Raw genomic sequence first — 26,152 nt, forward strand, 5'->3', positions numbered from 1 at the left:
CGCCTCGTCACGACGGTCACCGGCACCGCCCCGCCCCAAGTCGAGCCGTACGGGCAGGATCACGGGTATGAAAGAACACGTCGCGCGCCCCGGCGCCACACGACTGCGGTCGTAGCGCAGCCGCATCGCGCGGGCGTGCTCCTCCGCCGGGTTCACCGGCGGGCCCGCGGTTCCGCCTGGCGTTGTCACCGCCGTCGACGCGCTCACCGACGTCCTGCACCGGCGCCGACCGCCTCGGGTCGCGTCGCTGTGCGCAAGGTGCTGAACGGCCCCCTTCCAGCGCATGCGCACGTGCGAAATCCAGGGCCAGTACGTCGAGTGCAGCCCTTCGGCGTCATCGCCGAGATCGTCGAGCGGGCGCAGCAGGCCGCCGGCAATCCCGCGGAGGCTGTCCGGCAGCATGCCGGACAGCCCTGGCCCATCGACGGCCGGGACGACGGCATGGCGCCCGGTGCACGCGGGCACTGCACCGGCGTGGGGCGTCACGCGGAGAAGCCTGCCGTCTCGGCCTGACGCAGGCCGGCCAGCAGAGCCGTGATGGGGTCCGGTCGCCCCGTGGGGGGACCGGCCGGGTACGCCGACTCCAACTCCGCGCGGAGGCGTCCCGCTGTCTCGCGATAGAAGTTGATCTTTTCGACCAGGGTCCTGCTGTCGCCGATCTTGAACTCGTAGTCGTTCAGGACATCCACGACCGCCTTGTCGAGCCGGCGGAACACGTTGCCTCCGCCCCTGCCGGGTCCGGCCACCCGGTAAGCCCTGCCGATGTTCTCCGGCAGTCCGAAGCCGGACCGTATCCGCGCTCGGATCTGCAGCAGGTGCCGCCGGTTCTCCAGCTGCGTCACCCGCGCACCACGGCGCTCTCCGCGCAGCCAGGGCCTGTGTTCACTCAAGCTGTACTCAGCCGGCTGAGGAGGGGCACCCTTCTCGGTCAGATTCTCGTAGACGTCGGAGATCTCCTCCGCGATTCGTGCGTGGTTGGCCCAGGGGGCGACGTAGTCGTCGACGAACCTTTCGAGCACGGCCCGCCGCTGCGCCGTGCTGGAGACTCTGATCTCCCGCAGTTCGCGCGGCGCGTGACTCCTGAAGAAACTCTCCACCAAGGCCGGCCCTTGCAACGTCTCGCCCGGCTCCAGCAGCGTCGGGTTCCGCCGGTGCGCGGCCACCACGTTCCGCAGGATGGCAGTCCTGGCCCGGTAATCCCTCTGGTTGAGGAAGTCGCCGTTGTCGTCGGTGAAGACCGTGAACCCCTGGAGGACGACCCTCGGCACACCGAGTTTGTCCCGCAGTTCGTCGGTGGACCGGACATCCCCCCAGGTGGACGGGCGCCCTTCGGTCTCCTTGTCGGTGTAGGTACGCAGCGAGCCCGGCAGCGCGTTGGCTCGCAACTGCTCCAGGGATTCAGGCTTGTTGATGCCGAACTGGTTCGACGCGAAATGTTTGTCGGCGTTCAGGTCGAACGGCTTCCCCGCGGTGCCGATCTCCGTCACCGCATCCCGCGAGATGCCGTTGGCGACTCTCAAGGGCACCAGGAACGAACGGATCAGGGGATCGTCGGCCCCAGGTGCCTGGCGGGCGTACTTCTCCACCCACTTGAGCTGGCGCAGGGCCTGGCCGATGCTCAGCCACAGCGTCACGTCGCCGATACCCGACGTACCCGTGTGGATCTGGATGATGCCGTCCTCGTCCTGCCCGATGTCCTTGTACGACGGGATCCGGTTGTGCGTCTGGTCGCCGAACACCGCCATGTAGATGGGCACATACGGCTGATACTCGATGATGACGACAGCGGGGACATCACGGTTGATGAGGCCCTGCCCCGGCCCTCGGGGGACCTCGTTCACACCCAGGTAACGCGCCCCGGGCACGGCGAGTGCCGGCCGGTCCGGGTCGTGCGTGTTCAGGGCGCGATGTGCGGCATTGACCACCGTGTCCGGATACTGCGATGAAAGCGTGTCGATCATCCGGCGCAACTCGAAGACCACCGTCGCCCGATCCGTCGGGCGGACGCTGCCGAGGTGGCGGCCGATGAGTCGGCCGACCGCGTCCTCGGCCTCTTCGGGGAGGCCGTTCCGGCCGGCCTCGGCAAGAGTTCTGTGCAGGTTCTTGCCGAACTCCTCCAAACCCGGTGCGGGCCTGGCGATTCCCCGTGGATCCGGCTGCCGGGGCTCCGGAGCATCCCGCCGGTTGACGCGTGACGACCTCGACGCAGAAGAACGGGACTTCCCACCACCCTGCTGGGGCGTTCCACCCGGCACCCGCGTATCCGGCCAGGACAGGGCGGGGGCATTCCTCGCCGTGGGCCGGAGCGCTTCCTGGTGGTCATGGATCCGCTTCAGGTCAGCGGTGTCCAGGTGGGGAATGACCTCTCGTGCCCGGTGCTGTGCCCCGTCGAGCATGAACTCCGTGTCGGCGATCCGCCGGCTGTGGTCCACGCCGGGCTCTGCCGCCTGCCGGGCCTCGGCGAGATCGAGATTCCCGAGGGCCTCCATCACCTCCCGCAACCGCGTGACCAGCAGCGTGTCCCGTTCCGGCGTAGGGCCGTTGTCGGGTTGCTTGCCTTTCGTGCCCGGAACCGGTGCCTCCTCCCAACGCGCCTCGGTCACCGCGGCGATCACACGGCGAAGCCCCTCGCGGTATGTCGTGTTCTCCGGCTCCCGCCCGATGCTCGGCCGGTAGTCGAGCGCGCTGTGCACGAGGCCCGATGTCAGGCCGAACGCCGAGCGCACCCACTCCGGCCGATACTGGCGGGCCTGCGCCCAGTCCGCCAGGAAATCCGGCACCGGCACATCCTCATCGCCGTCATCGCCGTCGACGACGGCGTGGTCGGCACCGTCCGTCCCTGATCCGTCCCGCACCCGCGGGAAGTCCGCGCGGTGGGCGGGTCGCAGCAGGCCGGCCAGGTGCTCGGCCAGGTCCTCCTCGGGACGGGTCCATTCGGCCGGAGGAAGGGAGGCGAGCAGGCGGCGGACATCCGCCTGCTCCAGCCCGTCGGCGAGATCGGGACCTGTCGTGCCCAGGACGGTCCGGATGCGGTTGGTGAGGGTCGTCATGTGGGGCATGCCCTCGTGCCATCGCGGGAGGGACGAATGGACGACCGAGATACGCGCGCCGATCTCGGCTCCCACCTGGTGCGGCGGACGACTGCGCTCCTGCGCCGACAGCGAGTCGTGCACCGCCGGTATGAGGGCCGGGTCGAGAGCGTCCGCTCCCAGGCCCCACTGGCGCAGTTCCTCGTCCACGGCGAACAGCAGCTCCCGCGGCAGGTCCGCAGTTCGCCTGAGAGCACCGGGTGCAGCCATGCGGGCTTCGGCCGCCGGGGCCTGATGCCGTACTTCTCCCTGCCGGAGTGGTGGCTGGGAATGCCGGGATGAGGCCGTGTGTGTGGCCGGGTCGGTTCCGGACCGGCTTTCCGTCGCCGACGCCTCCGGTGTCGGGGCGGGTCGGGCCTGGGTGGACGGGCCTGCCGCTGTGGCGGGCTCCTGTCCGGGATCCGTGGTGCGGGCGGTGGGTGTGCCGGCGGACAGGCCGGCCCTTTCGCCGCGGTTCCTGATGGCGGTCGCGATCTCTCCGGCGACCTGTCCGATCGACCTGTACCGAAGGTCGTCGGAGGAGTAGCCGTTGAGATGGGTGACGACGGTGTCCCTGTGCACGGCGCCGTGGGGCCGGCCGTGTCGGCTCAGTTCGGCGTTCACTTCGGTGAGGACTGCGCGGACCAGGTCCGGGGGGTGGATCGAGTGGCCTGCAGGGCCTGTTGAAGATGTCGGGGCGGTCCGGAGCGGTTCACGGGCTGCATGGTCGAGGGCTGCGACGGTGGCCTGGGCTGCGTCCAGCGCGGCCGCGTAGGACTCGTGCTGGGAGGGTGCGTGGGTGGGGGGCTGGTTCAGGTGTCGCCTGATGTCGTCGGTCAGGCCCGTGAGGCCGGCACGGAGGGCTGCGGTCAGGGGCCGGTGTGCGGTCGCGTCGTTGTTGGTGGCGAGGGCCACTGCCTGCCCGACGAGACGGTCGCGGTCCACCGGGCCGACGAGCGGTTGCCTCATGGGTCCCGGTGTGGGGACCATCAGTGCCTGGGCCGATTCGAGCAGTCTTCCCAGAGCGTCGATCACCGGGTCGGCGAGTATCCGGACGGCGGTCCGCGGGTGCAGGGTCCCTCCGGACCTGAGGTGATGGGCCCGGGCGTGTGCGTATTGTGCGGTCTCGGTGATCCGGCCGAGTACTGTCGAGGTCTGGCTCTCGGTCAGGACTCCTGAGCCTTCGCCGAATCGGCGGAGTTCTATCAGGCCGAGCGGCACGCGCAACTGCCCGTTGTTGGTGTCCAGTTCGGGGAACCTGCGGTCGTCCATGCCCACGGCGGCGAATTGCGTGACGTCCGCTCCCCTCAGCCGTCGTCCGACGAGGCCGGCCCGAAGGTAGTCGAGGTTGCGGATCTGCCTGCTCATGGTGGGTTCCTCCAGGACGTCGTTCATGTCCTCAAGCAGGCCTGCCCCCGGTCCCAGGAGATTACTGAGTGATTCGAGGAATGCGTCCGTGATGTCCTGCTCGTAGTCGACCATGAAGTCCGTCACGGGCAGCGGCAGGGTCTGGCGCCAGGTCGAGAAGGAGTTCCGTGATGCCGCCGAGAGCAGGTGCTTGGGCATTGCCGTGGGGTGGAACCGGGTCAGGTAGGGGTTGACCGCGACGTGGTTGAACAGCAGCCATGCGTAGCCGTGCACGTCGTCCACGCCGGCCAGGTCCCGGAAGAACGGCAGGAGGTGGATCGGGATGTCTTGTTGGAGGCGGACTGATGCGTAGAGCACGGCGACCTGGTCGGCGAAGGTGAAGCCTTCGACCATGATCGCCTGCACGGGCGGGTCCCACTGGTTGTTGTAGGTCAGTTCAAGCAGGTGTGTAAGGCCGCCGGCAGGCACTCCCACCGTGATCTGGGTGTAGGCCGGGCCGGTCGCTCCGTCGGCGAGCGGCACCAGTCCCGCGCGTGCGCCCTGGGGAGTGACGCTCCACCCGCCGTGGCCGTGCAGCAGGGACGCAAGGCTCCTGTCCTGGACGGCGGGATCCTCGGCGCGCCGCAGCAGCGCCCGGGTCTGTCGCAGAATGGCGATGGCCTGCCGGTGGTCGAGGCTCCTGGCATCCCCTTGCGGGAGCGTGGTCATCGGCGGCAGGATGACCTCGGGAATGCTGTACTGCAGGCGTTGAAGGCTGCCTCGGACCGCATCCGGCGCGCTGGTCTCCGATGCGTACAGTCTTCCGTCACCGGCACGGAAGAAGCGGCGGTGGTCCAGTTGGATCTCGGTGCCCGACTCGTGCAGGGCGAGCCGGGTGCCGTAGGTGAGCCTGGGCCCGGCGTCGATGACCAGCGGGTGCCGCAGTTCGACTTCGAGGCCTATGGCGCCGCCTTGTGGGCCGGCGGAGGGGTTGCCTGCGAGGGCGATGTTGGCGAGCGCCTCGGCCTGGGCCCGGCGGTCCTGGGCTCTGTGACGCGGCGTCAGTGAGGCATAGGCCCGCTTGATCGTGTCTTCGCTGTCCCCCCATTCTTCGGGGATGCGTCTCATGGCTGCTTGCAGCACGTCGGCCGCATGGTCCGGTTCTGCTGTTGCGAAGGCGTTCCAGGCGTCGTAGGGCGTCGTCCTCGACACAGTGACGATGTCCTCTGCCGGGTTCGTCGCGGTCGGCGTCGCGTCCTGGCCGGTGGTCCGCGGGCTGTCCGCTGTGGTGCTGAGAGCGGCATGGGCGGCGTAGGCGGCGTGCAGACGTTCGAGCAGACCGTTGTGGCGCTCCCGCACGATCCCGGCCCCCGGCGTAGGACGGCCGGTGGTGCCGTCGGCGCTCTCGCGGGCGGCGGCCTCGTGGGCGGACCGCAGCCGCCCCGCCTCCGTGAGCTGGCCGAGGGCACGCCGTTGGCGCCGGAGCACGGTCTCGGTGTCGTGGCCGACCAGAACCTCGGCGGCACCCTCGCGGTCGCGGTACTTCCGCACCGCTTCTCGTATCACGTCGGGTCGTTCGCCGGGTTCGGCCGCGGTCCATGCCCTGTGGTCCTGGACCAGGGACTCCACGAGCCGGTCGAACCGCTTCACGAGGCGCGTGGGCGCGCTGCTCTCCGCGAGAGGGCGGGGAGCCTCCGCACGGCCGTCGGCGACCGGCTCGAGAACGGGTACTTCTCCCTGAGCGGGTCCCCGCGCCTGCTCCGCCGATGTCTGCTGACGGTCTGTCGTGGGCCCGGCAGTGGACAGTCGCTGCGGCCCGGCGTCCGGCTCGGCCTGCGGCGGGCGAGCCTTCTCGCCCGGCACGGACTGCGACTGCGGTCCACCGGGCACTGGCTCCAGCCGCTGCGTGTCCCGGGCGTCGGAGGCGGCCAGGTCGCGGTGCAGCCCGCCGACCGCGTCGTCTCCGCCTTCGGGGACGAACAGGCGGTCCAGGTACGCCGCGACTGAGGCTTCCGGGCCGCCGCCCGTGACCGGAAGCATTCCCGTCAGGCCGTCCGGCACGTGCACGCGCAGTTCCCGCCCGTCCGGGCCGCGCATGACGACGTCGACGTCGAAGCGGTAGTAGGCGTAGGACCGGGTGCCGGCACGGTTGTGCTCCAGCGTCTCCGAGACGCCGCCGTCGATCCCGTTGCCCCGCTCCACGCCGGCTTCGTAGATCGCCCGCCCCATCAGGGCGGTGTCGCCGCCCCCGCTGCCCCCGCCTTCGGGAATGAGGCCGGCGTACGCGCCCCCGTCCCGTTCGACTCCGACGTGCTCGCTGTCGTTGCCCGGCTGGTAGCGGCGGGCCTTGAAGGGCACGTCCTGGTGGTCGGGGTGCAGCCGCTGCGCGGAGGTCGGCTCGAATCCGACGGTGACCGTCCGGCCCGCCACGTCGACCTGGTAGTCGTGGGCGAGGAGGTGCGAGATCCGGGCGCGGACGGCGGACCTGGCGGTCTCGTGGTGGTAGCGGAGCCCGTGCCGGGTGAGGAGGCCGACAGCCGGGACGTCACGCGTGCGGACGGCTGCCAGGTCGGGGAGTTTCCGGCTCGGTGTGCCGACCACCTTGGCCCACTCGCGCACGGCCCGGGTGGCCGGCACGTCCCAGGGGTGGAGTTCCTCGAGGAGGTCCGCGACCTGGCGGGGCGTCAGGCCGTGCCGGGCCGTCCTGTCGTCGCGGCCGCTCCAGCGCGGGGCCTCGGCGGGCGTCCGGACGAGCGGAGGTCCGACGGTGGTCCCGTCCACGGCGACCGTCAGATGGGACGGGACCAGCAGCCGTACCTCGCCGCCGAGCGGGATGCCGGCACTGCTGTGCTCCCAGCTCCACGGCTGGTGGCGGTACCAGGCGTTCTCCACCAGGTGCCGGGCGCCGAACGGACGCGCCACCAGTCCGGCGGCGCCCACCAGTGTCCGGCCGACGGAGCTCAGGATCTCCGGCATCTGTGTGGTGACGCCCATCCGCACCCGGAACCCCAGCCGGTGGGTGAACTCCTCCGAGTCGTCCCGGGTGTCCGCCCGGTAGATGTCGACGTCCTTCTGTACGGCCGTGACCGTGCGGATGTCCCGGCCGGCCAGCCCTGCGGTGAAACCCAGGGCTCCGTAGGCCTGCTGGTCGTTCTCCAGGACCCGCTCGCCCCCGCGTGCCTCGATCTCCACACCGAATCCGTGGGAGGTGCCCCGGCCCCGGACGTTCGTCTCGTCGGTGACGGACTCGCCGCGCAGGGTGAGCCTGACCCCGTCGCGGTGGCGGTGGGCGTGGGCGGCCGCCAGGTCCGTCACCTCGACGTTGACCCACAGGTAGTGGCTGGTGCCGGCGAAACCCGAGAGTACGGACGACTCCGCGGCGTCGACGGGGAACCAGCGTTGCACTCCGCCGTCGGTGAGCGCCGGCCACTGCGTCGCGAGCGACTCGGAGCGGAACGCCGCCTGGAGGGAACGCCACAGCGAGGTCCCCTTGTCGGCCGCGCCGGCCCGCAGCACACCCCGGTCGCCGAGGCGGTCGACGATGTACGGCAGGACGGAGTCCGCGTCGAGCAGCTCCGGATGGGACGCGGCGGGCATGAGCCGGCCGCCGAGGTAGCCTCGCGTGACCCCGCCGGCGGGACCGGGCCCGGCGACGGCGGTGTCCTCGGCCGGGGGGTGCGCTGCGGTAGCCGGTCCGGAAGCCGCCGCGGGCAGGATGTCCTCGACCCGGCGCGGCGGGGCCAGCAGGTCCATCCCGTCGGTGACCCGCAGGTACCGGGTCAGTGTCTGCGGGTCCCGCCCCGGCTTCCACCGGGTCACCGTCACCTCGTAGACGGCGTCCGCCCGGAAGGCCACCGAGTCGGCGTAGGTCGCCCGGGTGACCTCGATCGCGCCCCGGTCCCGCTCGCGTGCCCTGCTGTACGGCTGCCAGCCGACCTCCGCGTGCGCGGACGCGACGACCCGCCCGCCGGGGCGGCGGGCGTCGAGGTGCTCCTCGCCGTGGGCGTCGGCGAGTTCGGCGTCGTTGCCGAGGTCGGAACCGAACCGGATCTGCGGCCCGAGCCCGGCCTGGAAGCTCAGCGCAACTCCGAGGCTGCGCCGCTCGGTGTGCCGGGAGGCCGCCTGCGCGTACTGCTCGATCTCGGTGGGACCGGCACCGGCCGGCTCCGGAGCGTGGCGGGGCCGGTAGCCGCGCAGCCGCAGCTTCATGGTCGAGTGCCAGCCGTTCAGGTCCGGCAACGGCACGACCCGGCCGGTCGGTTCGGCGAGCTGGCCGAAGTACGCCGCCAGGTCGCCGGGCCGGGTCGCCGCCGACAGGGCCTCGGGCAGCAGCTGTTCCCGTCCGGGACGGCTGCGCGGCAGCCCGTGCACCCGGGAGAACAGGTCTGCGGCCAGGGCGTCGAGGGAGGGGCTGTGCAGGAACGCCGGGTACAGGCCCGCGGATCCCCGGCCGAGGTCGAACCGGGCCTCCTGCTCGCCCGGCCAGCGCCTCAGGAACGAGACGTCGCCGGCGCCCAGCAGTTCCTCGCGCGCGGGATGCTCTCTGGGGACGTGTTCCTGCGGAACCACGATCTGCGCCAGCAGTCCCGGCTCGTCGATCCACCAACGCGCGGCTTCCCGCGACCGGTTCTCGGGTACGAGGGACAACTCGTAGACGACGTCGTAGCGGTGCTCGTCGACGTTGTCGACGTTCTCCATGCGCCGGTAGCTCTTGGCGACGTCCGTGAAGCCCTCGGCACGGCCCAGGTCGGCACGGAGCCGGAAGCGCAGCGCGCCGAGCTGGAGCCGCACCGCGGAGCTGACCTTGAACCGTACGGCCGTGCCGAGGCCGCCGGAGACCGTGCGTGCGGTGTCGGCGTGCGTGGCCAGCGTCTCGCCGACGGCCGCCCGGTTGTTGACGGTCATCGGGTAGGACGCCGTGCCCCGGTGACCGAGCAGATGGGCCCGGACGGACAGCCTCAGCCGGTGGTCGCCTACGCGGATCGTGTGCGTAACTCCGGCCAGCAGGTTGTGCAGTTCGCCCTCCAGCGCAGGCTGGCCGAAGTACGACGACAGCTGGCGGTCGACGAGAGCCCAGGGGACGCCGCGGTCCCGGCCGGCCACGTCCCGCACCGCCGACCGGAAGTGCTCCTCGACCAGCGCGGCGCCGGGCAGGGCGGCGGCCACCGCGTAGCCGAGGCCGCGACGCCGGGCCAGTGCCGGCGGTTCGGCGGTCGGCAGCCTCCTGGCCCGGTCCACCAGTTCCGCGGCCGGGGCGTCCAGACGTGCGGGGCGTACCTCGGTGCGCCGGGGGGCGATCCCCGCCTCCCGGAGCAGCGCCCGCACATACGGCTGCGCGGCGACCGGGCCGCGCTCCACGACCGGTCCCGCGTCCCGCAGGGCGGGGCTGCGTACCTCGCCGAGGACGTGCTCCTCGAACTCCCGGGCGCCCGCGCCGTCGCGCCACGGCACGCTGATGTCCGCGTCGGTGACCGCGTCGACCGTGCTCAGCCGCGGGTGGCTACGGCTCGTCCACTCCAGGGAGACCCGCACCCGCGCGCGGTAGCGGGCCTGCATCGTGTCGGTGTTGAGGATGGCGTGGGAGAGGGGCTGCGAGGTGAGCGTATGCCCCCACTTCCGCCCCGTGCCGAGGCCGAGACCCGCCAACGGCGCGAAGGCGCGCACCCGTTCGGACAGGGTCGGCACGTTCAGTCCGCTGACGTTGGCGAGCACGCTGTAGGTGATCGCGCTCTTGCCGCCGTGCCCGTCGAGCCGGCCGAGGCCGACTCCGAGGTCCTGCCGGGTCCTGGCCGGGGCGAAGCCGATCAGCTGGAGACCGGCGATGTCGGTACGGAGCCGGAAGTGGCCGTCGAAGCCGTCCAGGCCGGGCAGGTCGAGGCCCCTGACGATGGGGTTGCTCAGGTCACCGCTGGTGAACGACCACCGGCTGCGGTTGAGCAGCGTGGACTCGTTCAGCAGCTTGGCCGCCTCGCGGACCACCTCGGCGGTGATCCGCGGGGCCACGTCCTGAGCGCGCAGAGCGCGCTGCAACGCGGCGACGACGGGACCCGTGTCGAGGGCGTTGACCACCTCGCCGGCCGGCCTGGGCAACGGGCCGCGTTCTGCCTGCGGGGAGCTCGCCGACACCGTCGCGTCGGCCGGAGTCGCGAGTGGCTCCCCGGTCAGGGCGACCACGGGTTCGTCGGGCTGTGAGTAGGCGTCCGGGAACTCCACGGTCATTGCGCGGGGCACGGAGTACCGGCTCTCCGAGTCACTCCGCTTCCCGTCGACGAAGATCTGCACCCGGAGATCCGCGTCGAACGCGTTGATGTCCGCCACGAATATCTTGCGCCCGCTGACGACGTCCTGCTTGACCTTGGTGTTGGCGATCCGTGCCGCCTGCCCGGCGATCACCGGCGTACCCACGAACGCCGATGCCACCGCCGTCTTGAGGTTCAGGGCGGTGAACAGCAGCGTGTCCGCGGTCCGGGTGGTCGTCCGGCTCTCGGAGTTCTGGACGAAGGTGGCGGCGTACCGCACCTTGTAGTCCCGCACCTGATCCGCCGCGGGCGGCGCCTCGGCCGGCCTGAAGTTGTGCAGCACCGGCCGCAGCCACACCACCCGTCCGTCCAGCGGCACCATCCGCCCGCCGGCCAGGAGGGAGTGCCATGCGGCGGGGCCCTGTGCGGTGAGCAGTTCGGCGAGGTGCGGTTCGACGGCCCGCGCCAGGTCCCGGTCGGCGAGCTCCGCCGCGATCGCGCGGGCATGGCCGCCCGCCTCGTCGCGCGACCAGCCGACGGCACCACGGAGAGTGTGCACGCCGAGCATGCCGTGGTCGGCGTACCAGGGAGGCCGTTTCACGGGCTCGGTGCCGTCGTTGTTCTCCACTTCCGAACCGGGAACGTCCTCGAGACCAGGACGATCTGACAGTCCGTGATCATCCGTCACAGTTCGAGGAGGGCTGCCGAGTAGCCGGTCCACCGGCGGGGCGGCATCACTGGTTCGTAGGTCAAGGGCGGTGGGCCGGGACGTGTTCGCGGCGCTGCCTGCCCACGCCGATGTGTCCCCGTCGGTTGTCCTTGCGCCACTCTCCGTTGCTGCGGCTGTGGGGGCGGTTCCGAGGTCCGTGGACGGTGGTGGCTGGGGCGGGCGTGCCTCCTCGGGTGGCACGGCCCCGGCCAGGTTGTCGGGCCCGGCCGGGTCATGGATGGTGACGTCCGGTGACCGGAAGTCCAGGAATGCCTGCGGCCGGGAGACGTGTGGCACCGGCTCGGGTACAGGTCCTGGTGTCACGGCGGGCGCCGTGTCTGTCCGCGCGGTTCCGGCCGTACTGCCTGACGGATCCGGCGGGCCGAGCATGTCGGCGCCGGCTGTCCGCGCGCCCGCGCGCAGGCCGGGAGCTTCGCCGCGGCCGGCGATGATGCCGGCGATCTCCGCGCCGATGCGATTGGCCGGTCGGTGTCGCAGGCCGTCGGCGGAGTACTTGTTGAGGTGGGCGATCACGGTGTCGCGGGATGCTTCGCCATGCGGCCAGTTCCAGTGGCGAAGTGCGGTGTTCACCTCGGTGTGGACCGCATCGACCACGTTCTGGGGATGGACCGAGTGGGCAACCCCAGGGGGGCCGACGGGCGGGCGGCTCCCGCCCTGGGGGACAACTCGGTGCTCAGGGTGCTGCCGCCGACCGACGATCGCACCGTCGATCGCGGTGCCGGCGGCTCGGACGGCATGCAGCGCGGTCTCGTACTGCTGCCGCGCGGCGGGATCGGACGGCGCCCGTCGCAGCGCCTGTTGCAGCGTCCCGGCCAGCAGCTCAATGCGTTCCCGGAGTGGCGAAGACGGGCTGCTCCCCCCCACCGGAGGGTGGCCTGTTGCAAGAGCCGTCGCGAGGTCGGCGATCTGGGCGCGGTCGTCCAGCGTGAGAAGTGGGCGTCTGCCCGCCCCCGGCCCAGGCACGTTCACTGTTCGGACGGAGGAGAACAGCTGTTGCACGGCGTTGATCACCGGATCGGTGAGTACGCGCGCGGCATCCTCAGGGCGCAGTGTCCTTCCCGTTCCGCTGCCTTCGGCCCGGTCGTACGCGTCTTGCGCCGATCGGGCGATCGCGTGAAGCGCCTCCACCGTTCCTTCGGTGGTCAGCGCGCCCCCCTTCGGGCCGAAGCGCCGAAGTTCGACAAGGCCGAGCGGAATACCCAGACGGCCGTTATTGGTATCGAGATCGAGATAGTCCACCATTTTGACCGTGTCGAACTGCGAGACCCTGCCCCTGAGTCCGGCGACAAGGTATTCTCTATTGGTTCCCCGCCAGCTCGTATGGGGCAGCGCGATCTGCTCGTCCAGCACGCCCGCGGTGTCGTCCGGGCCTTGTTGTTCCGGGCGTCGCAGAAGCGCCCGCAGCCCTCCAGCGAAGAGACTTACAAAATTTGCCTCATTATCTTCAAGAAATAATTTAGCCTGATCGGGCAGAGTATTGCGCCATACCCAGAAAGGAGTCCGAGATGCGGCCGGAAGCATGTTTTTGATCAGGTAATCGACACCCGGGAAGAAACGCGAACGGGCCGGGTTCGCAGCCACGTGATTGAACAGCAGCCAGGTATAACCGTGCAGTTCTTCCACGCCGGCCAACCCCCTGAGAAAGGGAATGAACCGCGGATGAACGGGCTGGCCCAGCGCACGCTCGACGTACCGCGAGGCGACACTGTCGGCGACGTCACGGCCGGTAAACATCAAGTGGGCCAGTTCAGGGGATCCCAGGTTCGTGAGAACAAAATCAAGCATATGGGTGAGGCCACCGACCGGAACACCCACCGTGAATTGGGTACCGAATGTGCGCGGCTTACCAAAAGCCAGGTTCGCGGGCGGCACACTCCTGAAATCTCGCCCCGTCTCCGTGACCGTCCACCCCAGCTCACGCCGGAAAATGGAACCAAAGTCCATCCCGCCCTGTACCGTACGGGCGGACTCCAACAGATCTCTTGTCTGGCGCAGGAATTCGAGACCGCTCTGCAGATCGGATCCTCTGGTATCACCCTGCCGCAGGGCGGTCATAGGTGGCAGAACAATCTCGGGAATCCCAAGTTTCTCCGCCCGGGGCTGGCCTCCTACCTGTGCCGCCATGACACGCGTTGGGTACAGCCGCCCGTCGGACCCATGCCAGAATGTCCAGCCGTCCAGGCTGATGGTGGCACCCGAGACATGCTCGGCGAGCACCGCTCCGAAATCAATCCCCGGAGTGGAACCGCGCAGAGGGAATGCGTGTTCGACCTCCATTCCGACGGCGCCGCCTCGCGGACCGGCGTAGGCCCGGCCCGCGAGGACGATATTGGCCAGCATGTCGGCCTGGGCCGTCTGCGTCCGTGCTTTTTGATCCGGCATCAACGAGGCGAAGGCCCGTTTGATCGCGTCATCACTTTCCCCCCATTCATCCGGGATACGCCCCCGGACCGCTTCCAACACGGCGTTCGCGTTGTCCGGGTCCGCGGCTTCAAAGGCGTTCCACGCGTCGTACGGCGTCGTCTTCGACAGAGCCTGGCCACTACCGGAAGCCGAGGAGGAATCCTGGGCGGCCGATTCCGCGGCGGACGGTACCCCCGGAGCCCGTACAGGCGGTCGGGGCAACGCGCGGGTGCCGGCCGACAGCTCCGGGACTTCGGTGACTCCTGGCATACCTTGCTGCGCGATGCCGCGGGCGGCCTGCTCGGCCTGAGCGCGTCCTCCGTTCCGCAGGGCCTCGAAGACGGTCAGCAGAGCGACGCGCTGTTGTACGCGTGACTGTTCGGCACGGCCGTCCGTGCCGATGACGGGGAGGAAGTGTGCGTGGGACTGGAGAATGCCCGAGGCCTCGGTCAGAGCGGCGCGAGCGGCATCGTCCATGTCGGCCGTATCGATGCCGGTCAGGTCCGTGCCGGCGAGGTCCGCGTTGGCCAGGTCCACATCGGCCAGGTCCGCGTCGGCCGAGGCGTCGACCGTGGCAGGGGCCTTCTCCACGGAGCGCGGTGTGCTCTGGAGGCCGGATGGTCCGGCAGCGGATTCGGGGAGGACGTGGCCGGCTCCGGGCGGGTGCGCCGACGGCCCGGCCGCACGCCCCGCACCGTAGGGTCCGCCGGAATAGCGTGTCCCGCTGCCGGTTGCGCGGTACCCGCCCGTCCCACCCCGGCGGGTTTCGGTCCGCGGAGTGCCGGAGGGTGCGGGCATAGAAGCTGTGGTGTCGCCGGGTTCACCGAGTCGAAGCCGACTTGTCCGCGCCGCGAGCTGGTCCATGGTGTTGTCCATGCGGGGACCGGTGGCAGGCCTCGGACCGCCGGTGTTCGCGGGAGCTGTCGTTCGGAACAGGTCCAGCAACTGAACCGTCTGCTCCACCGTCCGCCCCAGCAGTTCGTGCTGTTCCGGATCCGCCCGCGCGTACCAGCCGGTGATGCGCCGAGCCAGAGAGCCTACTCGGCCACGGGCTTGCTCCGCCGCCGCCTGATGTCGCCCGGACGGATGAGGGCTGCCGGCCGCCGCACCGACGCCCCTGGCGATGACGTTGACGTCGTCAGCGGTCAGGAAGAGGCCGTCATTGACGTTCTGGGGGAAGGCTGTCTCCAGCGTCGCCACCGCATCGAGGAAATCCCGGAACGCGGCCGCGACGGGGTGCCCGTTGGCCATCAGGCGGCCGACCCAGTCGATCGTGCGCTGCGGAACCGCTTGTTGCCGGCGGCGAGCAGACGCCTCGTACATGGCCCTTTCCGTCGTCGCAAGCGTGTCGAACCAGCTTCGGACCTCGTCGGGCGTCGAGAGGAGCGATCCATAGTGCCGCATCTCCACCAGGACGAGCGGTACCCGCAAACCGCCCCCGTTGTCGTCCAGCCCGTCGAAATCGGTGTGCATCCCGAGCATGAAGGCCTGGTCCGTGCCGTCGACCGGTGGTGCCTCACGCAGCCCGGCGTCCAGGTACTCGCCGATGCTCGGGCTGTCCTCTGCCGGACGTACGCTCGGCAGGTGGAAGAGGGTTTCCGGGGGACCGTCGGTCAAGCGGCGGAACTCTGTTGCGTGCTCGTGGTCCACGCGGAGAGCACGCCGGAAGTACGCCCCTATGCGGTCCTTGATGTGATGGGCGTTGCTGTGGAGGAACTGCCGGAGGTGCGGTGGAAGACTTCCTCTGATGCCCGCAAGTGAGGTGCGGGAAGCCACCGCCGTGAGGTTCTTCCCCATGGGCACGTTCTTGTTCGTACTGTGGTGTGCGAGCGCGTACCAGGAGCCCACGGCGGCGGCCTGGGTGAACATGAGTGCGAGGAAGCCGCGTACCGTACTGATGTCGTCGTGCTCAGCCAGCAGTTCCGCCGCGTGCGCGGGAAGTCGGCGCCCGGACAGGGCCGGCATGAACTGCGTGGCATAGAGCGCGGCGATCTCGTTGCCGAGCATCAGTCCGTTGTCGATGTACTGCCTGACCCGGAACAGGTGTCGCGGTGCGGACTCGCGTGCGTGGATCAGGAGTTCGTAGAGTGAGGATACGGGGATCCCCACGGTGAAGTGCATTCCGTAGAAGTCGACCCCGTACCTCGACCTGACATGGCGGAGCGGCAACGAGGCGACTTCTCTCGGGTAGGTGAAATCGCTCCCGGAGAAGGCCTCGCCGAGAGTCCGGCCGTTGTTCGAGACCAGCAGGTTGCGCAGAGCATCGAACTCACGGAAGAACTGTTCCGGAGTAGGTCGGCCACGGTCACCGTCCAGGACCGCGAGCGGCTTGCTCACCACCTCCAGGAACGCCTGGTCCCTGGTGACGCCGTCCAGGACCACAACCAAGGCGCGGCCGCTCACGACCGGTGTGTAACCCCCGAGGAGTTCGCTGTCGGCATTGTCGGGCACGTTCACACGCACCCAGACCGCTTCGGCTTCCATGCCGACGGCGCCGCCTCGCGGACCGGCGTAGGCCCGGCCCGCGAGGACGATATTGGCCAGCAAGTCGGCCTGGCCCAGCCGCGTCTGCGCCTTCTGGTTCGGCGTCAGCGAGGCGTAGGCCCGCTTGATCGCGTCCTCGCTGTCCCCCCATTCGTCCGGGATACGCTCCTGGGCCGCCGCCAGCACGGCGTTCGCGTTGTCCGGGTTCGCGGCTTCAAAGGCGTTCCACGCGTCGTACGGCGTCGTCTTCGACAGAGCCTGGCCACTGCCGGAAGCCGAGGAGGAACCCTGTGCGGCCGATTCCGCGGCGGACGATACCCCCGGAGCCCCTACAGGCGGTCGGGGCAACGCACGGGTGCCGACCGACAATTCCGGGACCTCGGTGACTCCTGGCATGCCTTGCTGCGCGATACCGCGGGCGGCCTGCTCGGCCTGGGCACGTCCTCCGTTCCGCAGGGCCTCGAAGACGGTCAGCAGAGCGACGCGCTGTTCTGCGCGTGTGTGTTCGGCAGCGTCATCGGCACCGATGACGGGGGGGAAGTGTGCGTGGGACTGGAGGATGCCGGAGGCCTCGGTCAGAGCGGCGCGAGCGGCATCGTCCATGCCGGCCGTATCGATGCCGGTCAGGTCCGTGACAGGTGGTTCTGTGCCGCCCAGGTCCGCATCGGTCGGAACGTCGACCGTGGCGCGGGTCTTCTCCGCGGCACGCGGTGTGGTCTGGAGGCCGGATGGTCCGGCAGCGGTTTCGAGGAGGACGTCCCCGGCTCCGGACGGGTACGTCGACGGCTCGATGGCACCCCCCGCACCGTAGTGTCCGCCGGTTCCGTAGGACCGGCTCTGCGGCTGACTGGGCTGCCTCGTGCCGGCAGAGCGGCTGGGCAGCGGTGCTTGGACGGTGAGTTCACCGGGTGATCGGCTGTGGGTGACCGTCCGGGCGAACGATTGGCCGATGGCTTGCAGGGGCTGCGCGACCAGGTGCGGCGGCAGTGTACGCAGGTATTCGCGTATCGCTTCCGCATTCACGCCGGCTGGCAAGCCGGGCTGCCCCAAGGCCCTGCTGACCTCCAGTTGCACGGACTGCACTAGTTCGTCCGGTACGCGGCCGATGAATTCCGCTTCCGGGAAGAGCCTGCGAGCGGTTTGATACCCGTCGGCCGGCAGCTCGGCGTCCTGGCGAGCGACCCACCGGACGCCGGCCGTGGCACCGCCGAGTGATCGGTGGAACAGTCCAAGGGCCTGTGTCCAGAACGGAATCCGGTAGGCCGGCGGCAGGTCACCAGCTCTGCGGCTCACCGGGCGCAGGAGCAGTCCACCCGGTCGGTTGCTCATTTCGGCGTGCAGATCGGCCACAGTCTGGCGCAGCGCTGTCGTCAGCAGGTCCGGGGCCACTGCATGCGGGGTCACCGATCCGGAGGAGTAGCCCGCATTCCAACTATCCCGCGTCTGCACCGTGATTGCTTCGGGCGGGACAGCGCCGAGCCGGAAACGATCGCCGGGCAGGTTCTGGTTCTCCGCCGCGGTGCCCACAACGCCGAGCCGCTCCGCGAGGCGGGCGAAGGTGAGCTTGTTGGGGCCGGTACGGTGCACAACCTCGATCGATGGTTGGTGCAGTCCGTTGTAAGGGGTGTTGTCCTGTCCGATGGCGTCGTCGGTCACTCCGTGCCGGTCGAGATTCGGGAAAGCACGGCGCAACAACTGCGGCAGGTTCAGCCGATAGTTCTCTCCAAGGATGTCCAAGTAGTAGCGGGTGGCGTCGTTTCGGGCGACCGCGACGATGGCGGCGTTGTTCGGGGTGCGAGTGTCCCGCCCTGATGCGTCGTTGGCATCTCGGGGGATGTTGGCGCGCATCACGGCGAAGCCGTCCCGGCGTCGGGCGACTTGTTGCACGAGCCGGCGCAGATCGTGGATGAGGTTGTCACCGTCGGTGTAAACGCCGCCGAAACGGTGCAGGATCCCCACCCGGGCGATGTCGCTGGCGACCGCGTACGACTTCCCACCACGGGCCCGTTCGGTCAGGACCTCGACCTGTAGGGCCATCGGTGTGTCACGGTTGAACACCTCGTCGATGCTGATGAGCCGGATGTTGTCGGTCGCCAGTGCCCAGTCGAGCATCTCCCCAATCTTGCGCTGCCGGTCTGTCGCCGTGCCGGAACGGAACGTCCGGGCCTGGACCACAGTGACCTCGGCTCGGCTGACGTCCGTCCACAGCACGAAGTCGAACCCCGGGTTGCGGCGCGCGCCTTCGGTGATGTTGCGCCGGAAGTCGGTGCGTGCGCCGTTGGGTCCGTCGTCGTGCAGTGGCGTGCCGAACCAGATGCTGTGCACCTGGTGGGGGATCTTCTGGCGCTTGACACCGAAGCCGGAACCGCGGCCCGTGACCGCGCCGGATGTCGTGCTCTGCGGGTCCGACGGCAGCGCATGAGGGGACAGCACAGCTGCGGAGAGCTGCCGGGGTCGCGCGAGGTCGAGCCTTCGGAAGAACGCGGCTCGCTGCTCGGCCTGCAGCTCGTCGAAGTTGTACGCGTGGCCGCCCGGACGCAGGAACTCCGGTGCCGGTGGCACCGCTCGTATGCCGAACGGATCAGGGCCCATCGCGTCCACCCTGTCCACGCGCATGGTGACACTCAACTCCCGGACCGCTGCCGCGACTTGCTCCTGCGGCGAGGGCGCCGTCGTGGCGTGGACGCTCGCCGCCCCGGCGGCGGCCGGGGTCGAGCGGACAGCGCGCTGCCCACGCGGGGCAGGGACAGCAGCGCCCGGCCCGCGAACAAGGTCCTCCCTGAACTGGCCTCTGTTGACTGAGCCTCCCGGCAGACGCACGGGCCTGTTGTGGTTGGCGATGGTCCAGGCGATCCTCTCGCCGCGCTGGCCAAGGGGCTGGTGGAGCCGCTCCGCGGTGGATTGCGTATTGAGGTGCTCGACCAGGGTGGGCAGGTCGAGGGCTGCGCCAGGCCACTTCAGCCGTCGTAGCTCGGTGTTCGCCGCGGCGAGGAGCCAGGGGAGCGAGTCGGGGGTGAAGGCCGGATCGAACGCCTCCCGCGCGGGCACGTCGGTGTCCTGAGCCGCCGTCCATGCCTGGTTGTGGTCCGTCACCTCCCTCAGCCAGGCCGTGGCCTGGGAACCGTCCTCCTGCACAGGGGATTTGAAGGGTTCCAGGCCGTACACGCCGTCGGTGCGGACCCTGGTCTCCGGCTCGCCGAGCGCGTCGTCCGGGACGAAGAACGTGCCCTCGCCGTCCCTGTCCGCGACGCCGGACCGGCTGTCGGTGTCCGTGGTGCCGTCCGACAGCTCCGGGAGGGCGTCGGTGGCGGGCCGCGCCGGGATGAGGGCGGCTGCGAGTTGGGGCAACAGGGCCTGGGTGGAGGTGTTGACGCGCCAACTGCCGGTGGCCGGGTCGGTGGTGACGTGGATGAGGGCGCCGTGGCCGGGGGGCACGAAGTGGACCGACGCGCTGGTCGCCGCTCCAGCTGCCAGGTGCGGAAGGACGGGGGCGAAACCGTCGTCGATGACTCCACGTACATACGTACGCAGGGAGTCACGGACCGACGGGGCCTGGTGGGTGAGGTCGGGAAGCTCCACCATCAGCTCGACGTGGGTGAGTGGACTGCCGTCGTCGGTGACGGTGTGGTCGACCAGGAAAGGGCGGCCGGTCACGGCCGCGAGCGACCGCTGCTCGAAGGTCGGCCACGCGACCGGGACCACTTGGGAGGCGGTGGGTGACGCCGCGGTCTCCGCCGGGTCGAGGACGAAGTCGTTCATCAGCCCGATGTGGACGCCCAGGCGGTCGGCGTAGTACTGGGGTTCGGCGTTCGAGGGCCAGCTGTGCGTGTCCGCCGCCTGGCCGGGGCCCGCCAGGTCGACGGTCAGGTGCGGGTTCTGGTCCAGGGGCACCTGCTGCACGGTGACGTGCAGGCGTCCGCCGTGGGCGTACGGGCCCACGCTGTTGAACCGGCGGGCGACGCCGTTGCGCACCCGCTCCAGCGCGGTAGCGGCGTCCGTTGCGGTCGTGCGGTCGGAGAACGCGATCCTGACCTTGAGCTCGTGCAGCGGGGTCCCGTCGTGCGGTTCGGTGCTCCTGGCGTCGAACCGCGGACCTTCGTGGAAGAGCCGGCGCGGCTGTGCGTGCTGCAGGGGTGCCGGAACCCCACTCGGCTCGCTCCGGAGCTGAAGCAGCTCCTCGCCGCCCATGGACAGGGTGTCGGTGTGCCCGGGGCGCTCGGCGGCGCGAGGGGCGGGCGCCGGGTGGTGGGTGGCGGGGGCGGGGGCGTCCGCCAGGACGTGCTCCCCCGGGGCGGCTGTGTCCGGCGTGGAATCCCGCACGGGTCCGGCGGGGGCGTCGGCTCCAGTCGATGGTTCCGCGACGGCCGCATGGCCCGCCGAGCGTTCCGCCGCGGTCTGCGGCGCCGTGGCAGGCTGCGGTGGCGGCGGCGTTCGCTCGTCGGTGCCGTCGGACAGCGCGGCGGTTTCCGGCCTGCTCGGCCCCGCCCCGTCGGCGGACTTTGCGCCCTCGGTCACGGTGATGCCCTCGCTGCCCTCCCCGAGCCTGCCCACGCCGCCCGCCGTGGCGTCCGCGGCGGCGTCGGTGTGTCCGTCGGCGGGCCGGGCCGTACCGCTTTCCCCAGCCGGGTGGGGTGCCGGGGCGGGCGGCACGTCAGGTTCGCGGGGGGCGAGGGGGGTGGCCGCGTGGGCGGTCAGGGTCTCTTCGAAGAGGTTCTCGTGGCGGGCCTCGTGGGCGAGCCAGGCGGTGATGTCGTGGGCCGCCGGCGACCAGGCCCTGTCGTACGCGGCGACGGTCTCCCCGCGGAAGGCCTTGCCGAGGCTGTCGAGGGTGGTGTCCCGGACGGAGTGCCGGTGGCTGAAGCGGCTGTCGGGGTGGCCGACGAGGGTGTGGAAGTCCTTGCCGGCGTCGGAGAGTACGTGTTCCAGGTCCGTCTCGTGCGTGAACCTGGCCGGGAGCGTGTCCCGCAGCCTGGGCAGGGCGTCGTCGAAGGGCCGGGGCCCGGGGGCCCGGAGGCCGTCCTCGCCGGGGGCGGGGCTGCGGAAGTCGGGGCGGCCGAGGTGGCCGAACCAGTGGTCCTCGACGGCCTGTTCCGCGGCCTTCGTCCACTCCTCGTGGACCCGGTCGCGCTGGGTCTCGCTGAGCGGGGTGAGGGTGTGGGAGCGCTGGAAGTCGGTGTGGGCCTGCTCGAAGGCGCGCTCCGCCTCGGCCATCCGGAGGTGGCGGTACTCGGCGTACGCCAGCCGCGCGGCGATCGCCTCCTCCGTGGTGGCCTGCTCGACATGCCTCTCCCAGGCCGCGGCAGGGTCCCCCGCCGGCCCGTCCGGGTCGGCGTGGATGCGCGCGAACGCCGACCGCAGGTCATTGCCGAACGACTCGCGGGCCCAGTCGCGCGCCTCCTGCAGTGCGTACTGGCCCCGCAGGTCGTCCTCCGGCACCGCCAGTTCGCGGTCCAGGACGCTCAGGGCACCGCCCGCCGACCGCTCGCGCTCGCTCAGTTCCCGCACCTGCCGGTCGAGAGTCGTACGCAGTTCCCGCACGCTGTCGTCGGCGAAGGGGTCGGCCGCCCTGCTCCGCCCGGCCGCCGGCGAGCCCGTCTCCGCCCCGCCGGAGCCGCTCCTGCCGAGCGCGGTGTCCACCGCCCTCGCGGTCTCCTGGCGGATCCGTTCGGTGAACGCCGTGTCCACGGCGCGGGCGTGGCCGAGCATGGCCCGTAGCCGGACATCGGCCAGGGTGGCGGGCACGTCGTCCGGTAGCGGATGCCGCAGCCGGTCGGCCAGGGCGGCCGGGTCACGGTGCAGGGCGCCGGCCACGTCGTCGCCGCCTTCGGGAAGGTACCGTCCGCCGAACACGTCCTGCCGGCGGAAGTCCCGCACCGCCCCGTCGAACTCCCCCGCGAACAGGTCCAGGGCGCGCCGGCGGGTCGCGATCCGCTCGGCGTGCACGGGTGCCTGCTCGCGCAGCGCGCCGTGCACCGCCTGCCACCGCGCCTGGGACACCACGCCGCCGCCCGCCTCCTTCGCGAGCAGCAGGTAGGCGTCGTGCAGTTGCTCCCGGTACGACTCCTCGACGACCGTGAGCGGAGTACCGGAGGCCGCCGGATGTCCGTCCTCGGTCCGCACGGTCTCCAGATGGCGGCCGGCGAACAGGTCCGCCGCCGTGTACCGCTCGACGGCCCGGCCCACTTCGCCGGGGAGGTCCTTCGAGACCCGTTCGAACCCGGCCTCCAGGTCGAGCCGCGTGTTCAGCTCACTGTCACGTTCCGCCCGGAATCCCCGCCAGTACGTGTCGCGCGCCGTGGCGTGGGCGATGCCTGCCGTCGGCACCGGTGGGGTCGCGTCCGTGGACGGGTGGATGGCCGGGGCCCGGTCGTGGTCCGGCGGGGCCGTGAACCTGGTGGTGAAGCCGGGCAGTTCTCCGGACGTGGGCCTGGGCGGACGGTTTCCGGGACCCGCCACGTCCGTGGTCCGGCTGCCCGGGGCGGGTGGTGTGCCTCCCGGGTCGTGCGGCGGGGTAGCGGCCGCCGTCTCTTCGCGGCCGCTTCGCCCTGCGTCCAGATCGGCGCGGAGCCGGGCGGTGAGGTCGGCGCGCCGGGTGAGCCAGGAGACGGTGGCCCCGTCCAGTGCACCGGTACCCGGGGAGGTGTCCGCGGTGTCCGCCCTGCCCGGTTCCGACGCGGTGGTGTCCGCGAGCGGGGAGCGGCCGGGGACGACGGTGTCGAACAGGTCAGCCACGCGCGTGCGATGCGCGTCGATGCTGCGCTGGGCCAGGGCGGGCGGAATGCCGTCGTTCTCCCTCGTGACGGCCCGGGCCTCGGTGACGGCGCCACCGACCGCCGCGTCACGGGCGGCCGCCCTGGCCACGTGGTACTGCGCCTCACGCAGGTACGTTCCGCCGGGGCTCGCCTCACCGGCGGACGGCGTGGCGGTGAGCGCGTCGGGGCGCTCAGCGTGCGACTGGACGGCGCCGGTCAGGGACACCGCGGCCGCGGACTCCTTGTCCGGGCCTACCTCCAGAGGGTGGTCCCGCAACCCGAAGGTGTCGGTGAAACGGGAGCCGAGGGCGGGCAGAATCCGGTGCCACGATTCCCCGGCGGGACTCTGCACGGCCACGACGGCGGCACGTGCGGCCTGCTCCCGGCCGAGCTGGCCGTCCACCCGGGAAGGCAACTCCGTCACCCGCGCCGCGACCCGCTCCTGCCACACGGCCTCGGGCCGCCGCTCCATGACCGCCGGACCGGACGCCGGGTGCGGGCCGGACGGCGAGGGCGGTGTGGATTCCGGGTGCGTGGTGGATTCCGGGTGCATGGTCGGTGCCGTGTCCGCCGTCGCTGCCGGGTGCACGGTCGCTCCGGCGTCCGCCATCGACGCCGGATGTGCCACCGACCCCGTATCCGCTGCCGATGCCGGTGCCGCGTGCGCCGTCGTCGCCGTCTCAGCCGTCGATCCCGCGTCCGCCCGCGGCCCCGAACCGGCCGTCGATCCCGGATCCGCCGTCGTTACCGTGGCCGGGTCGGAGCCCGTACGCGAACCGAGGTCGAGCGCGTCCGGGCGGGGCTCGGCGGACGTGCCGGCTTCGGTACCGGCCGTGACGGGCCTCGTGCCGGCCGTGGCGGGGCCTGCCGCGTCGGCGGTCCGATGGTCCGGTGCCGACGCCGTGCGCTCCGGGCCGCCGGCCGTGAGATGGGTGCCGGTGACCGGATGCTCCGGCGTGACGTCCCGGGCCGAGCCGGACGTTGCCGTCCCGGTCTCCACGTGCGTGGCCGCTCCGGTCGTCCCGCCGCTGCCGGTGAGGACCGTGTCCGCGGTGGGCCGCACCGCCTCGGCCGGCGTGGTGCGGTCGGCCACGCTCAGGCGGCCGAAGACGGCGTCGTGGTCGGCCCGCGTCTGCGCCGACCACTCCTGGCGCAACGACTCCCGCCCGGCCGGCGACAGGACACCCTCGGCCCCCGCGCCGTGACCTGCGGTGGGTACGGCGTCCTCGAAAGCGCGCCCGGCTGCCACCTGCCGCATGTCGGCGGCCACCGCGCGGTCCAGCAGGCCGTGCACGGCCGCCGGTTCGGCCAATTGACGGGCCTGCCCGGTGGACCCCTCGCGCACGGCGGGCGACGTCTGCGACGCCGTCCGGATGTCCGCGGTGACGGCCTGCCATGCGGCCCGGTGCACGCGTACGGCGGCGCCCGGCTCGGTCAGCAGGTGCTCCCGCGCTTCGGCGTCGGGGAGCGCGCGGGCCCAGGTGGTGAAGTGGGTGTCGAACGGCTCCCGAGCCTCCGCGACGGCCCGCTCGACCACCGCCCCACGGCTCGACGGCGAGGTCCCGGCCGACACGGCCGACACCCGCTCACCGGCACCGGCACCCGCACCCGCACCCGCACCCGCACCCGCCGTGGTGCCCCCGGTCTCCGCGACACCTTCGGCGAAGGCCCCCGCCCTGTCGGGCGTTTCGGCGACCACGTGGGCCGCGGCGGTGCCCGGTGTGTCGGCGGTGGCACCAGACGCGGAACCCGGCTCGGTGCCCTCCCACTGCCCGCGCAGCCAAGCCCCGTCGGTGGCCTGCTCGGGCGTCGGTACTCCGAAACCGGCGCCCGCCCCGTCGCCGTCCGCGGGCGGGACGGACAGGTCCCCCGCGCCGGGCAGGTCGGGCAGGTCGGGCAGGTCGAAATGGCCCGGGAGTTCGATGTCCCCCGCGCCCTCCCCGGTCTTGGCCTTGCGCCCTCCGTACAGTCCGCCTACCGCGCCGGAGACGGCGGCCAGGCCGGCGGTGAGACCGGCGCCGTCGAACCCGTTGATGCCGTCCATCGTCAGGGTCGTGGCCACCCCGGTCGCCGCACCCGCGGTCAGCTGCCCGGCCAGCGAGGCCGCGAACTTCGGCGCGACCAGCCGGCCGACCTCGTTGAAGACGCCGGCGAACGCGCCGCCGATCGCCCCGCCCTCCGCCGCCTGGAGCGTGTTGCGCAGGTCCCAGTGCGTGCGGTCGCCCTTCAGGAACTGGACGACCTGTACCGCCGCGTCCGAGCCCACCATGAACGCGGTGCCGATCGCCGCGTTCCGCAGGGCGGCCAGCAGGATCTGCCGGCAGATCGCCTGTACGCCCTTGACGACGGCGCCGGCCGCCTCCGGCAGACCCCAGGCGAACAGCTCCGTCAGCGCGTACGCCAGCCAGATGATCTGCAGCAGCAGCGAGTACTTCGTGTACTCCATCTGTACGGCGGTCTCCCGGGCCAGCTCGCCCAGTCCCTTGGTCGACGAGGCCACGTTGGGCAGCACCGTCGCCATGTTCCGCGTGTACTGCTGGTACTCGTCGTGCAGTTGGCCGCCGACCGCGGCGAGCACGCCTGCCGTCGCCGGGTCCAGCACGCCCACCAGCCGGGACAGGTGCTGTGCGGCGGCGTCCACCGCGTCGCCGAGCCCGCGCAGCCGGTCCTCGTCCCCCTTCGGGAAGTCCTGACCCACCGCGATCTTGGCCACCCAGTCCAGCTCGGGCGGAATCTTCAGGCTCATTCGTGCGGACCGGATCCCGACGCCGGGCGGTGTTCCGGGGTACCGCTGCCGCGCCGCAGTCCCTCGGCCGCCTCCGTGGTGACGTCCCCGATCTTGCCGAGGTTCACGTTCATGGCATCGGTGCCGTCCATGAATTCCAGGCTCACCCCGTGCACCCCGTGCACGACGTCGGTGAGCCTTCGGAGCGCGGGGACGAACTGTGCCTCGAACTGCTTGCCGAGGGCGTCGGAACCCCAGATCTCGGGATCCAGCGGCAGGCTCTCGAAATTCCCGGCGGCCTTGCCCAGGTCGTTCGTGAATCCTTCGTAATACGGCAGCTGCTTGCCGATCTCGTCGGTGTCCGCACCGAATCGCTCACCCATACCGAATCCCTCTCCGCTCGG

3 protein-coding genes are annotated in these 26,152 nt (G+C 71.2%); 1 reads left to right on the forward strand and 2 read right to left on the reverse strand.

All coding sequences use genetic code 11. From position 1 onward, the window contains the following. Nucleotides 1-318: 318 nt before the first annotated feature. Nucleotides 319-513 carry a hypothetical protein gene (locus ACWGKQ_RS11015; protein ID WP_453291588.1) on the forward strand — a complete coding sequence of 65 codons (195 nt, stop codon included), beginning with the start codon at nt 319-321 and terminating at the stop codon, nt 511-513. Here ACWGKQ_RS11015 and ACWGKQ_RS11020 read toward each other — a convergent pair. After that, nucleotides 483-25,769, reverse strand: a complete 25,287-nt coding sequence (locus ACWGKQ_RS11020) for a WXG100-like domain-containing protein (RefSeq protein ID WP_453291589.1) — start codon at nt 25,767-25,769, stop codon at nt 483-485. The two genes, ACWGKQ_RS11015 and ACWGKQ_RS11020, sit on opposite strands and share 31 nt — an antisense overlap. Beyond that, nucleotides 25,766-26,131, reverse strand: a complete 366-nt coding sequence (locus ACWGKQ_RS11025) for a hypothetical protein (protein WP_453291590.1) — start codon at nt 26,129-26,131, stop codon at nt 25,766-25,768. The genes ACWGKQ_RS11020 and ACWGKQ_RS11025 overlap by 4 nt, the downstream gene beginning before the upstream one ends. Between the last annotated feature and the right edge of the window lie 21 nt (nt 26,132-26,152).

It is taken from the genome of Streptomyces sp. NPDC054770 (genome assembly GCF_053611985.1).